10 protein-coding genes and 1 other RNA gene are annotated in these 12,575 nt (G+C 73.3%); 10 read left to right on the forward strand and 1 reads right to left on the reverse strand.

Translation table 11 applies throughout. The annotated features are described in order from the left end of the window. Window positions 1-142: 142 nt before the first annotated feature. From OG896_RS25470 to OG896_RS25505, 8 genes are all read left to right on the forward strand, one after another. Window positions 143-1,453: a S41 family peptidase gene (locus OG896_RS25470; RefSeq protein WP_329369047.1), complete on the forward strand. Its 1,311-nt coding sequence runs from the start codon at window positions 143-145 to the stop codon at window positions 1,451-1,453. A gap of 18 nt (window positions 1,454-1,471) precedes the next feature. After that, window positions 1,472-1,951: an SsrA-binding protein SmpB gene (smpB, locus tag OG896_RS25475; protein WP_329369049.1), complete on the forward strand. Its 480-nt coding sequence runs from the start codon at window positions 1,472-1,474 to the stop codon at window positions 1,949-1,951. Between the two features lie 123 nt (window positions 1,952-2,074). After that, window positions 2,075-2,461: a transfer-messenger RNA gene (gene ssrA, locus OG896_RS25480) on the forward strand. Window positions 2,462-3,003: 542 nt separating this feature from the next. Beyond that, window positions 3,004-4,146, forward strand: coding sequence for a uroporphyrinogen-III synthase (locus OG896_RS25485; protein ID WP_329369051.1), 1,143 nt, complete (start codon window positions 3,004-3,006; stop codon window positions 4,144-4,146). Between the two features lie 263 nt (window positions 4,147-4,409). After that, complete coding sequence (locus tag OG896_RS25490; protein WP_329369053.1) at window positions 4,410-5,075, forward strand: CGNR zinc finger domain-containing protein; 666 nt, start codon at window positions 4,410-4,412, stop codon at window positions 5,073-5,075. Window positions 5,076-5,227: 152 nt separating this feature from the next. Then, window positions 5,228-7,513, forward strand: a complete 2,286-nt coding sequence (locus tag OG896_RS25495; protein ID WP_329369055.1) for a HelD family protein — start codon at window positions 5,228-5,230, stop codon at window positions 7,511-7,513. A 456-nt stretch (window positions 7,514-7,969) separates the two neighbouring features. Beyond that, window positions 7,970-9,412, forward strand: coding sequence for an NAD-dependent malic enzyme (locus OG896_RS25500; protein ID WP_328464608.1), 1,443 nt, complete (start codon window positions 7,970-7,972; stop codon window positions 9,410-9,412). 191 nt (window positions 9,413-9,603) lie between these two features. Next, entirely contained in the window at window positions 9,604-9,885 is a 282-nt protein-coding gene (locus tag OG896_RS25505) for an HU family DNA-binding protein (RefSeq protein WP_103888102.1), read from the forward strand. A gap of 245 nt (window positions 9,886-10,130) precedes the next feature. On the opposite strand, the gene murA is transcribed toward OG896_RS25505, so the two are convergent. After that, the gene (gene murA, locus OG896_RS25510) at window positions 10,131-11,489 is read right to left on the reverse strand and encodes a UDP-N-acetylglucosamine 1-carboxyvinyltransferase (RefSeq protein ID WP_328464601.1); all 1,359 of its coding nucleotides are present in this window, start codon (window positions 11,487-11,489) and stop codon (window positions 10,131-10,133) included. Between the two features lie 154 nt (window positions 11,490-11,643). On the opposite strand from murA, the gene OG896_RS25515 reads away from it, so the two are divergent. Both OG896_RS25515 and OG896_RS25520 read left to right on the forward strand, forming a co-directional pair. Continuing rightward, window positions 11,644-12,231 carry a YqgE/AlgH family protein gene (locus tag OG896_RS25515; RefSeq protein WP_329369058.1) on the forward strand — a complete coding sequence of 196 codons (588 nt, stop codon included), beginning with the start codon at window positions 11,644-11,646 and terminating at the stop codon, window positions 12,229-12,231. A gap of 11 nt (window positions 12,232-12,242) precedes the next feature. Next, window positions 12,243-12,551: a DUF3039 domain-containing protein gene (locus OG896_RS25520; RefSeq protein ID WP_329369059.1), complete on the forward strand. Its 309-nt coding sequence runs from the start codon at window positions 12,243-12,245 to the stop codon at window positions 12,549-12,551. Window positions 12,552-12,575: the final 24 nt, after the last annotated feature.

Below are 12,575 nucleotides of genomic sequence, written 5' to 3' on the forward strand. Positions count from 1 at the left end.
GGCGGGGCGGCGGCGCCCCGGGGCCGGGTCCGTTCGCGGGCCCGCGGTCCCGGGGCGCCGCCGTTCGCGGTTGCGGCGGCCCCCGGTCGGGTGTAGCCGCAACTTGCCGTGTGCGTACGGTTTCTGCCCTAGACTTCCGGCCATGTCCGGCCCGTCGTTGTTCGGGACGCCCCGCCGCTGGCGCCGCGGGGCCACCTTGACATTGGTGTGCGGCGCGATGCTGGCCACCGGCGCGGCGGCGAGCAGCCTCACCGGTGTGGACGCACAGGGCCGCAGGAACGGCCACGAGGTCGCCTCGGCCCCGGCCGGCGCCGCACGGACCGCCGCAGGCGCGCCCTCGGGCGGCGCCACGGGCAAGGGTTTCGGCTCCCCCGGCAGCGGCGTGACGGGCAGCGGAAGCACCGACGACGGGCGCGACGGCGGCGGCGCCCCGGCGGCCACGGCGGGCGCGGGCAAGGACCCGGCGGCGGACACCGGCCGCATCAGCCGGGAACCCGAATCCGGCGCCCCGGGCTCCGACGCCGCGCAGCAGCTGGTCAGCCGCAGCGGCGACCGCTGGTCGTCGTTCTACACCGCCCAGGAGTACGCGGGCTTCCAGCAGGCGCTGAACGGGCAGTACGTCGGGACCGGCGTCTCCGTGCGCCGGATCGACGGCGGCCGCATCCAGGTCGCCAAGGTCCAGGCCGGCAGCCCCGCCGACCGGGCCGGGCTGCGCGGCGGCGACGTGCTGGCCGCCATCGGCGACACCCGATGTACCGGCCTGCCCGTCACCGAGGTCGTCGCGGACCTGCGCGGCGACAACGTGCCGGGCAGCCCCGTCACCCTCGACGTGGAACGCGGCGCGCGCGACTGGACGGTCGCGGTGCACCGCGCGACCCTCGCCACCGAGGCGGTCACCGTCACCCGGCAGCAGGACGGCCCGACCGTGATCAAGGTCGACGCCTTCACCAAGGGGGTCGGCGAGCAGGTCGCGGCGGCGGTCAAGGACTCCGACCACGGCGTCCTGCTCGACCTGCGCGGCAACTCCGGCGGCCTGGTCACCGAGGCGGTCGCCACCGCGTCGGCCTTCCTCGACGGCGGCCTGGTCGCCACGTACGACGTGCACGGACAGCAGCAGGCGCTCTACGCGGCGGCCGGCGGTGACACCGCGGTGCCGCTGGTGGTGCTGGTCGACGGCGGCACCATGAGCGCGGCCGAGATGCTCTCCGGCGCGCTCCAGGACCGGGGCCGGGCGGTCGTGATCGGCTCGCGCACCTTCGGCAAGGGCTCGGTGCAGATGCCCACCACCCTCGCGGACGGCTCGGTCGCCGAGCTGACCGTCGGGCACTACCGGCTGCCGGACGGCCGTACCGTCGACGGCAAGGGCATCACCCCTGACGTGGTCGTCTCCGGCGGGCAGGACCCGGTCGCCGCGAGCCGCGAGGTATTCGCTGGCCTCGGTGCCCCCTCCTAGTGGGAGAATGGCCCCGCTATGGCTAAAGAGACGGGTCGCAAGATCATCGCGCAGAACAAGAAGGCGCGGCACGACTACCTCATCCTCGACACCTACGAGGCGGGGCTGGTCCTCACCGGCACCGAGGTGAAGTCGCTGCGGATGGGCCGCGCGTCACTGGTGGACGGCTTCGCCCAGCTGGAGGGCGGCGAGGCGTACCTCTACAACGTGCACATCCCCGAGTACACGCAGGGGACCTGGACGAACCACTCGGCACGCCGCAAGCGGAAGATGCTGCTGCACCGCGCGGAGATCGACAAGCTCGACCAGAAGTCCCAGGAGAGCGGGCACACCGTGATCCCGCTGGCGCTGTACTTCAAGGACGGCCGGGTGAAGGTCGAGATCGCCCTCGCCAAGGGCAAGAAGGAGTACGACAAGCGGCAGACGCTGCGGGAGAAGCAGGACCGGCGCGAGACGGACCGTGCGGTCTCCGCGGCACGGCGCAGGCAGCGCGCCTGATCCGTGGGAATGCGCTGGCCCCGTGGCGCGTTCTGCCACTACACTGGTGAACGCGGGGCCAGCGGAAGCTGGACCGGCACCGAACCGCCGGGTGACCGGCGGTGCACCTTGAAAACACCACATGGGGATGATCGGTTTCGACTGGGGATGTCGAAGCAGGGGAAGCGAGCCGAGGAAGCGGCAATGATCTCGTTAACCATATGCCGAAACCAATAATCGCCAATTCCAAGCGCGATTCCTCCGCCTTCGCTCTCGCTGCCTAATTAGCAGCTAGCGAAGACTCTGCGGAGTGTCAGCCCGGGGGTGTTCCCGACCCGGACCCTGGCATCATTAAGGGGACTCAACCGCCGAGCCCGGCCACGGGGCACGGCGGGAAATCTCACAGTGGCTGGGCCCGTCGGTAGCTTGTCCGCGTGACTGCCGGGGCCGAGAAAAGCACAGCGGACTGCGCTCGGAGAAGCCCTGGTTCCGCACCACAGGACGCGGGTTCGATTCCCGCCATCTCCACGAAGGCGACAGGCGAGGTATGCCCGCGGAATGCGCGGGCCGCCTCGCCTTCGTCGTTTTCTGCGCGGCTTCGCCGCGCCTGCGGGGGCTGTGCCACCCGCACCCCCGAAGGCGGCAGGTGAGGTATGCCCGCGGGATGCGCGGGCCGCCTCGCCTTCGTCGTTTTCTGCGCGGCTTCGCCGCGCCTGCGGGGGCTGTGCCACCCGCACCCCCGAAGGCGGCAGGTGAGGTATGCCCGCGGAGTGCGTGGGCCGCCTCGCCTTCGTCGTTTTCTGCGCGGCTTCGCCGCGCCTGCGGGGGCTGTGGCACCCGCGCCCCCCAGTACTGCGCGACGAAGCGACGTCGCCCGCGAAGCGGGCCGCGTCGCTTTTTCGTTTTCGGGCCGCCCGGGTCGTATACCGGTGGCGGCCGGACGTGGTGGGCGGGGGAGCGGGTGCGGGGTGGGCGGCGACGGGCGTAACACCCGGGAAATCCGGGCGAACCGCATGCGTCACCCTGGATGGGGAGGATGGTCCTCCCGGGGACAGCAGCGAGGTGGGACAGCGATGGACGCGGACTCCGAACCGAACGGGGCGGCCGGCGGGGTGCCGCCGCTCGCCGGGTTCACCGTCGGGGTGACCGCCGCCCGTCGTGCGGACGAACTGGCCACGCTGCTGGAGCGGCGGGGCGCGGTGGTGCTGCGGGCGCCGAGCCTGCGGATCATGCCGCTCGCCGACGACACGGAACTGCTGGCGACCACCAAGCGGCTGCTGGACGACGCGCCGGACGTGGTGGTCGCCACCACCGCGATCGGCTTCCGCGGCTGGCTGGAGGCGGCCGACGGGTGGGGGCTCGGCGAGGCGCTGCTGCGGCGGCTCGCCGAGGCCCGGGTGTTCACCCGCGGGCCGAAGGTGCGCGGCGCGGTCCGCGCGGCCGGGCTCGCCGAGGCGTGGTCCCCGGCCTCCGAGTCGATGGCCGAGGTGCTGGAGCAGTTGCTGGCCGAGGGCGTCGAAGGGCGGTGCGTCGCCGTCCAGTTGCACGGCGAACCGACGGCCGGGTTCGACGAGGCGCTGCGCTCGGCCGGGGCGCGGGTGGTGGCGGTGCCGGTCTACCGGTGGATGCCGCCGGAGGACCTGGGGCCGGTCGACCGGCTGCTCGACGCGGTGTTCGCGGGCGGCGTCGACGCGGTGAGCTTCACCTCCGCGCCCGCGGTCGCCTCGCTGCTGAAGCGGGCGGAGCAGCGCGGGCGGCTCGACGATCTGCTGCGGGCGTTCCGGGGGGAGGTACTGGCCGCGTGCGTGGGGCCGGTGACGGCCCTTCCGCTCCACGAGCGGGACGTTCCGACTCTGCGGCCCGAGCGGTTCCGGCTCCTGCCGCTCGTGCAGGTGCTCGCGCGTGAACTGCCCGCGCGGGTCCACCCGTTGCCGGTGGCCGGGCACCGCGTCGAGGTGCGCGGGCACGCGGTCCTCGTCGACGGCCTGCTTCGGCCGGTGCCCCCGGCCGGGATGGCGCTGCTGCGGGCGCTGGCCCGCCGGCCGGGGTGGGTGGTCGGCCGCGGTGAGCTGCTGCGGGTGCTGCCCGGGGCCGGGCGCGACGAACACGCCGTCGAGACGGCGGTGGCGCGGCTCCGTACCGCCCTCGGGGAGCCGCGGTTGGTGCAGACCGTGGTGAAGCGGGGGTATCGGTTGGCGCTGGACCCCCCGGGCTGATGCCTCCCGCCGCTCCCGGGACCACCCCCCGGTGGTGGATACGGCGTCCCCCCGTCACGGTTCTGCCACGTCCCCGACCGCAGCCCAGCGCCCCTTGGGGGTGAGCCTCCTTCCGCGGAGCGGGCCGCACAAACCCAGGGGCGCGGGGAACCGCGCGACCGGCCCACCACCCGGGGAAGGCCGGTACGAGTCGGAACCGTGGCGGCGGGACGGGTAGCGGCTCCACCCCCGGAGGGGCACCCTGGGGTGGGAGGTGCGGGTGGATGCGGTTTGACGGGGGCCGGGTGTGTCTGGATCTGGCGGCCACGAAGGAGCACGGGCAGGCGGAGACCGCGGACGAACTGCGGGACCCCGCGCAGCTGAGCCGGTGGCTGTACGGCGCGGGCCTGGTCCCCGCGGCCACCGCGATACCGGTGGAGAGCGGGTGGCTGCCCCACTTCCACGAGCTGCGCGCGCTGCTGCGGCGGCTGGTGGCGTGCGAGGTGGACGGCGACGCGCCGACCCCGGACGACATCGCCGCGCTCAACCAGTTCGCGCGCCCCGCGCCCCCCGCACCCGCGGCCGTACCGGAGCCGCGTACCGAGCCCCGTACGGCGACGAACACGGCGACGAGCACGGCGACGAACGCGGCGACGCGGAAGCCGCCGCAGCAGGAGACGGAGCCGGCCGTCGCGCTGTCGAGGCGGCTCGCCGCACCTCCCACCTGGGAATCCCTCGCCTCCGTCGTGGCCCGGGACGCCGTGGACCTGCTCACCGACCCGGCCGCGCGGGACCGGCTGCGCCGCTGCGAGGGCGAGCGCTGCCACCGCGTCTACCTCGACACCTCGCGCGGCCGGCGCCGCCGATGGTGCAGCAGCGAGGTGTGCGGGAACCGGGAGCGGGTCGCCCGGCACCGCCGCCGCACCACCCTCGCCGGCACCCAGGGCTGACCCGGCGGCGGGGCCGGCCGGCGGGCCCGGCGCACGTCGGGTCCGCCGCGGGCGCGCGCCCGGGTGGGCACGGGCGCGCAGGTCGCGTACGGTTGCAGGCTGCCCCACGCACGGACGCGCACGGGGCGTCGCACAGCAGAAGGGGGTCCTGCGTGGCCGCGCAGACCGCAGCACCGGGGGTCCGGGACCAGGAGATCGCCGCGGAGCAGGCGCACCTGGACCGGGTGTACAGCCGCTTGGAGGAGAAGATCCACGAGGCGGAGTTCCTGATGAGCGACGCCGCCAAGCGCGGGCAGGTCGGCACGCCCGGCGCGCTGGCCGAACGCGACGCGCAGGTCTTCCGCGCGGGCATCCACCTCAACCGCCTCAACAGCGAGTTCGAGGACTTCCTCTTCGGCCGGATCGACCTGCTGCCCGGCAAGGACGGCAAGAAGGGCGCGGACGGGGCGTACACCTCGATCGAGCCCGCCGACGACGCGATCCGCGCCGACGGCGCCGCGGACATCGCCGAGACCCTGCACATCGGCCGGATCGGCGTGCTCGACGCGGAGTACGCCCCGCTGGTGATCGACTGGCGGGCGCCGGCCGCCGCGCCCTTCTACCGGTCCACGCCGGTCGCGCCCGGCCGGGTGGTGCGCCGCCGGGTGATCCGCTCCAAGGGCCGCCGGGTGCTCGGCGTCGAGGACGACCTGCTGCGCCCGGAGCTGACCACCGGGCTGCCGGTGGTCGGCGACGGCGCGCTGATGGCGGCGCTCGGCCAGGCGCGTACGCACAGCATGCGGGACATCGTCTCCAGCATCCAGGCCGAGCAGGACCTGGTGATCCGGGCCCCCGCCGCGTCCGTGACCGAGGTGTCCGGCGGCCCCGGCACCGGCAAGACCGCGGTGGCCCTGCACCGGGCCGCGTACCTGCTCTACCAGGACCGCCGCCGCTACTCCGGCGGCATCCTGTGCGTGAGCCCCACCCCGCTGCTGGTCGCGTACACCGAGGGCGTCCTGCCGTCGCTCGGCGAGGAGGGCCAGGTCGCGATCCGCGCGGTCGGCTCGCTGGTCGACGGCGTGACGGCGGAGCTGTACGACGACCCGGCGGTGGCCCGGATCAAGGGTTCGCTGCGGATGCTGAAGGTGCTGCGCAACGCGGCCCGCGGCTGCCTGGAGCTGCCGCCGGACACCGCTGCGGGCGGTGGCGCGAGCCCGCAGGGCGGGCGGCTGCGGGTGGTCGCCTTCGGCCGCCGGGTGGAGCTGGAGGCGAACGAGCTGAACGCGGTGCGCCAGCAGGTGCTGGGCGGCACCACCCCGGTCAACCTGCTGCGCCCGCGCGCCAGGCGGCTGCTGCTGGACGCGCTGTGGCGCAAGACCGGCCGCCGGTTCGACGACCCGGACCTCGCCGCGCAGGAGCGCGCGGGCTTCGACGAGGACATCAGCACCGAGCCGGACTTCACGGAGTTCCTGGACGCCTGGTGGCCGGTGCTGGAACCGGTCCGGGTGCTGGCCGCGCTCGCCGACGACAAGCGGCTGTCCCGCTGGGCCCGCCGGGTGCTCAGCCCGCCGGAGGTGCGCCGGGTGGCCAGGTCGCTGCGGCGGGCCGGCACCTCGGTGCACGACGTGGCGCTGCTGGACGAGCTGGACACGCTGCTGGGCTCGCCGCCCCGGGAGAAGCGCCGCGAGGTCGATCCGCTCGACCAGCTCACCGGGCTGGAGGAGTTGATGCCGCAGGCGAGCGCCGAGACCCGCAGGGAGCGGGCGGAGCGGCTGGCGCGGGAGCGTACCGAGTACGCGCACGTGATCGTGGACGAGGCGCAGGACCTCACGCCGATGCAGTGGCGGATGGTCGGCCGGCGCGGCCGCACCGCCACCTGGACCATCGTCGGTGACCCGGCGCAGAGTTCGTGGACGGACGTCGACGAGGCGGCCCGGGCGCGTGACGAGGCGCTGGGCACCCGTCCGCGCCGCCGGTTCACCCTCACCGTCAACTACCGCAACCCCGCGGAGATCGCCGAAGTCGCCTCCACCGTGCTGGCGTTGGCGATGCCCGGCAGCCCGTCGCCGCGCGCGGTCCGCTCCACCGGGATCGCGCCGCGCTACGACGTGGCCGGCGAGGATCTGGGCGCCGACGTGCGGGCCGCCGCGCAGCGGCTGCTCGGCGAGGTGGACGGCACCATCGGGGTCGTGGTGGCGATGAACCGCCGCGCGCAGGCCCGGCGTTGGCTGGAAGGGCTCGGCGACCGGGTGGTCGCGCTGGGCAGCCTGGAGGCCAAGGGGCTGGAGTACGACGCGACGGTCGTGGTCGGGCCGGCGGAGATCGCGGAGGAGTCCCCGGCGGGGCTGCGCACCTTGTATGTCGCCCTGACGCGGGCCACGCAGCGGCTCACGGTGCTGGCGGTGCCCGCGGACCTGCCCGACGCGGCAGGCGTGCCGGACCTGTTGCGGGCGGACTGAGCCCGGCCGCGGCGCGCCCCGGGCGGACCGGAACCCGGCCGGGCGGCGGACCAGAACCCGGCCGGGCGGCGCGCGGACCGAGTCGGGCCGGCTGGACGCACATCGGGCGCCCCCTTCGCCGAAGGGGGCGCCCGAATGACGCTTGCGACACCGACCCGCCATGCTCGCCTCGCGGCAAGTGGGCGCTCGAAGCGCCTAAGGTTGGGCCCGGGGGCTTGGATCGAGCCGGTGCCGTATCCAGGCTAACAAACCCTCCTGCGAACCTCTTCCCGCAGGCCGGAATTGGTCGTCCGTCACCCGCCCGCCACGTGTTCTTCCGCCGCTGTGCACCCCGCGCGTGGCCCGCTCCCGTATCGCGGAAGTACGATTCCACTGCTGTGGGCGGGTTTACGCGTACCCGCCGGTAGGTGCGACCATCACGAGAATCCCTCAGGCAGGAACCGGAAGAAGGCAGTCATGGCAACGGCGCCAAGCGTCTCGTACTCGATCACGGTACGGCTGGAGGTCCCCGCCAGCGGGGGCGCGGTCGGCCGGCTCACCACCGCGGTCGAGTCCTCCGGCGGGTCGGTCACCGGCCTGGACGTGACCGCGTCGGGCCACGAGAAGCTGCGCATCGACGTCACCATCGCGGCCAGTTCCACCGACCACGCCGCCGAGATCGTCAGCAAGCTGCGCTCGATCGACGGCGTGACCATCGGCAAGGTCTCCGACCGTACGTTCCTGATGCACCTCGGCGGCAAGATCGAGATGCAGTCCAAGCACCCCATCCGCAACCGTGACGACCTGTCGATGGTCTACACGCCCGGCGTGGCGCGGGTCTGCATGGCCATCGCCGAGAACCCAGAGGACGCCCGCCGGCTGACCATCAAGCGCAACTCGGTCGCCGTGGTCACCGACGGCTCCGCGGTGCTGGGGCTGGGCAACATCGGGCCGAAGGCGGCCTTGCCGGTGATGGAGGGCAAGGCGGCGCTGTTCAAGCGGTTCGCCGGGATCGACGCGTGGCCGCTGTGCCTGGACACCCAGGACACCGACGAGATCGTCGCGATCGTCAAGGCCATCGCGCCGGGCTTCGCGGGCATCAACCTGGAGGACATCTCCGCGCCGCGCTGCTTCGAGATCGAGGCGCGGCTGCGCGAGGCGCTGGACATCCCGGTCTTCCACGACGACCAGCACGGCACCGCGATCGTGGTGCTCGCCGCGCTGACCAACGCGCTGCGCTGCGTCGGCAAGCAGATCGGCGACCTGCGGGTGGTCATGTCGGGCGCGGGCGCGGCCGGCACCGCGATCCTCAAGCTGCTGCTGGCGGCCGGGGTGAAGCACGCGGTGGTCGCCGACATCCACGGCGTGGTGCACGCCGAGCGGGACGACCTGAAGGACGCCGGCCCCGAGACCGCGCTGCGCTGGATCGCCGAGAACACCAACCCCGAGGGCGCCACCGGCACCCTCAAGGACGCCGTGGTGGGCGCCGACGTGTTCATCGGGGTCTCCGCGCCGAACCTGCTGCAAGGCGCGGACATCGCCCGGATGGCCGAGGGCGCCATCGTTTTCGCGCTGGCCAACCCCGACCCCGAGGTGGACCCGGCCGAGGCGCGCGAGACGGCCGCCGTGGTGGCCACCGGCCGCAGCGACTTCCCGAACCAGATCAACAACGTGCTGGTCTTCCCGGGCGTCTTCCGCGGCCTGCTGGACGCGCAGTCCCGCACCGTCAACACCGAGATGATGCTGGCCGCCGCACGTGCGCTGGCCTCGGTCGTCGGCGACGACGAGCTGAACCCGAACTACATCGTGCCCAGCGTCTTCAACGACAAGGTGGCCGGCGCGGTCGCGGACGCGGTCAGGAACGCGGCCAAGGCGGTCACCCCGGAGCGCGGAAACGGATTCCCAGCGTCGACCCTCTGACGACAGCGCGTGATGCTCTCGCCCCAGGGTGCCGCCGCCTGGCCTCTCCCAGCGCTTTTTCCGCGACTCGCGCGGGCAGGCGATTGGCTTTCCCCCCATATATGGGGGCAGGATGCACACCTGGGCGGTGAGGCACACAGCAAAAGCTTCGGCTCGCGCCCCCATGGCAGCAAGAACACGGGAGTACAGATATGAACCGCAGTGAGCTGGTGGCCGCGCTGGCCGACCGCGCCGAGGTGACCCGCAAGGACGCCGACGCCGTGCTGGCCGCGTTCGCCGAGACCGTCGGTGAGATCGTGGCCAAGGGTGACGAGAAGGTCACCATCCCCGGCTTCCTGACCTTCGAGCGCACCCACCGCAGTGCCCGCACCGCCCGCAACCCGCAGACCGGTGAGCCGATCGAGATCCCGGCGGGCTACAGCGTGAAGGTGTCCGCGGGTTCCAAGCTGAAGGAAGCCGCCAAGGGCAAGTGAGCCCGGTGGTGCAGTAGCACCGAAACGCCGAGGGCGGCCGCCTCCCGAGGGAGACGGCCGCCCTCGGCGTGTGCCGGGCCGGCAGGGGCCCGCAGGCGCCGTACCGGCCGGGCCGGGCTCCGTACCGGCGGCATACGGCTCGTACGGCCCGTACGGGGGCGCTGCGGGCCGTACGAAGGCTCGGGTCGGGGCTCCAGCGGCGGGACCGGGGCCCACGGCTCCGGCCACGGCTCGGGTCGTGGCTCTCAGGCCACCTCGGCGGCCCCGCTGTCCGGCAGCGGCGGAAGCTCGATGTCGGCGCCCAGCCCCTGGAGCTTCGCCAGGAAGTTCTCGTAGCCGCGGTTGATCAGGCTGATCCCGTGCACCCGCGAGGTGCCCTGCGCGGCCAGCGCCGCGATCAGGTACGAGAAGCCGCCGCGCAGGTCGGGGATGACCAGGTCGGCGCCCTGGAGCTTGGTCGGCCCCGACACCACCGCGGAGTGCAGGAAGTTGCGCTGCCCGAACCGGCAGGCGCTGCCGCCCAGGCACTCGCGGTAGAGCTGGATGTGCCCGCCCATCTGGTTGAGCGCCTCGGTGAAGCCCAGCCGGGACTCGTAGACCGTCTCGTGCACGATCGACAGCCCCGACGCCTGGGTGAGGGCCACCACCAGCGGCTGCTGCCAGTCGGTCTGGAAGCCCGGGTGCACGTCGGTCTCCAGCGCGATGGCCTTCAGCGGGCCGCCCGGGTGCCAGAAGCGGATGCCCTCGTCGTCGATCTCGAAGGCGCCGCCGACCCGGCGGAAGGTGTTCAGGAAGGTCATCATCGAGCGCTGCTGCGCGCCGCGCACGTAGATGTCGCCCTCGGTGGCCAGCGCCGCGCTCGCCCAGGAGGCGGCCTCCAGCCGGTCCGGGATGGCCCGGTGGACGTAGCCGCCCAGGGAGTCCACGCCGGTGATCCGGATGGTGCGGTCGGTGTCCACCGAGATGATCGCGCCCATCTTCTGCAGCACGCAGATCAGGTCCTCGATCTCCGGCTCCACGGCGGCGTTGGTGAGTTCGGTCACCCCCTCGGCGAGCACCGCGGTCAGCAGCACCTGCTCGGTGGAGCCCACCGACGGGTACGGCAGCCTGATCCGGCAGCCGCGCAGCCGCTGCGGCGCCTCCAGGTACTGGCCGTCGGCGCGCTTCTCGATCGTGGCGCCGAACTTGCGCAGCACGTCGAAGTGGAAGTCGATCGGCCGGCCGCCGATGTCGCAGCCGCCCAGGCCCGGGATGAACGCGTGCCCGAGCCGGTGCAGCAGCGGGCCGCAGAACAGGATCGGGATGCGCGAGGAGCCGGCGTGCGCGTCGATGTCGGCCACGTTGGCGCTCTCCACCCGGCGCGGGTCCAGCACCAGCTCACCGGGCGCGTCGCCGCTCTCCACGGTGACGCCGTGCAGCTGGAGCAGGCCGCGCACCACCCGCACGTCGCGGATCTCGGGCACGCCCAGCAGCCGGCTCGGTTCGCTGCCCAGCAGGGCGGCCACCATGGCCTTCGGCACGAGGTTCTTCGCACCTCTGACCTTGATCTCGCCCTCCAGGGGGGTCCCACCATGGACAAGCAGCACATCGGCGATGTCGGTCATGGATCTCGCGATCTTCTTCAGAAGTCGTACGGGCTTCGGCGTGCACGGCCGCGGGTCTTTCGCCGCCGCGCGGGAACCAGAAGAGATGGTAATGCGCTTGACGGGTCCGCCTACCCCGCCGTTGACCCTCCGAACGGGCATCGGTTGGGGGATCATGTGCACCATGACCGAGGTGTCCTCGCTCACCGGACGACTGCTGGTGGCCACGCCGAAGCTCGCGGACCCCAACTTCGACCGGGCGGTGGTGCTCCTCCTCGACCATGACGCGGAGGGGTCGCTCGGCGTCGTCCTGAACCGGCCGACGCCGGTCGGCGTGGGCGACGTCCTGGAGTCGTGGGCGGCGCTCACCGTCGCCCCGCCGGTGATCTTCCAGGGCGGCCCGGTCTCGCTGGATTCCGCGCTCGGCCTGGCCGTCGTCCCCGGCGAGCCCGGTGCGGACGGCGACGAGGCGATCCTGGGCTGGCGCCGGGTGCACGGCGCGATCGGCCTGATCGACCTGGAGGCGCCGCCCGAACTGCTCGCCGCGGAACTGGGCTCGCTGCGGATCTTCGCCGGGTACGCGGGCTGGGGACCGGGCCAGCTGGAGAAGGAACTGGCCGACGGCGCCTGGTACGTCGTCGAGTCCGAGCCGGGTGACGTGTCCGCGCCGGACCCGGAGAGGATGTGGCGGGCGGTACTGCGCCGGCAGCGCGGCAAGCTCGCGATGGTGGCCACGTATCCCGACGATCCCTCTCTCAATTAGGCTTGACGGTTATGAGCACTCTTGAGCCCGAGCGCGGGGCGGGCACCGGCACACTGGTCGAGCCGACTCCGCAGCTCTCCCACGGTGACGGCGACCACGAGCGCTACGCGCACTACGTCCAGAAGGACAAGATCATGGCGAGCGCGCTGGAAGGCACGCCCGTCGTCGCGCTCTGCGGCAAGGTCTGGGTCCCCGGCCGGGACCCGAAGAAGTACCCGGTCTGCCCGATGTGCAAGGAGATCTACGAGGGCATGCCGGCCGGTGGCGGCGGCAACGACAAGTCCGGCTCCGGCAAGTCCGGAAGGGGCGGCAACGGCTGACAGCGGCGCGTTCGGTGCGGCGGA

Source organism: Streptomyces sp. NBC_00669 (assembly GCF_036226785.1).
Lineage (GTDB): Bacteria > Actinomycetota > Actinomycetes > Streptomycetales > Streptomycetaceae > Actinacidiphila.

Coding starts and splice junctions, on each gene's coding strand:
- smpB (WP_329369049.1), top strand. CDS start 1,472: ATGGCTAAAGAGACGGGTCGCAAGATCATCGCGCAGAACAAGAAGGCG.
- OG896_RS25490 (WP_329369053.1), top strand. CDS start 4,410: ATGCGGTTTGACGGGGGCCGGGTGTGTCTGGATCTGGCGGCCACGAAG.
- OG896_RS25500 (WP_328464608.1), top strand. CDS start 7,970: ATGGCAACGGCGCCAAGCGTCTCGTACTCGATCACGGTACGGCTGGAG.
- OG896_RS25485 (WP_329369051.1), top strand. CDS start 3,004: ATGGACGCGGACTCCGAACCGAACGGGGCGGCCGGCGGGGTGCCGCCG.
- OG896_RS25515 (WP_329369058.1), top strand. CDS start 11,644: ATGTGCACCATGACCGAGGTGTCCTCGCTCACCGGACGACTGCTGGTG.
- OG896_RS25505 (WP_103888102.1), top strand. CDS start 9,604: ATGAACCGCAGTGAGCTGGTGGCCGCGCTGGCCGACCGCGCCGAGGTG.
- OG896_RS25470 (WP_329369047.1), top strand. CDS start 143: ATGTCCGGCCCGTCGTTGTTCGGGACGCCCCGCCGCTGGCGCCGCGGG.
- murA (WP_328464601.1), bottom strand. CDS start 11,489: ATGACCGACATCGCCGATGTGCTGCTTGTCCATGGTGGGACCCCCCTG.
- OG896_RS25520 (WP_329369059.1), top strand. CDS start 12,243: ATGAGCACTCTTGAGCCCGAGCGCGGGGCGGGCACCGGCACACTGGTC.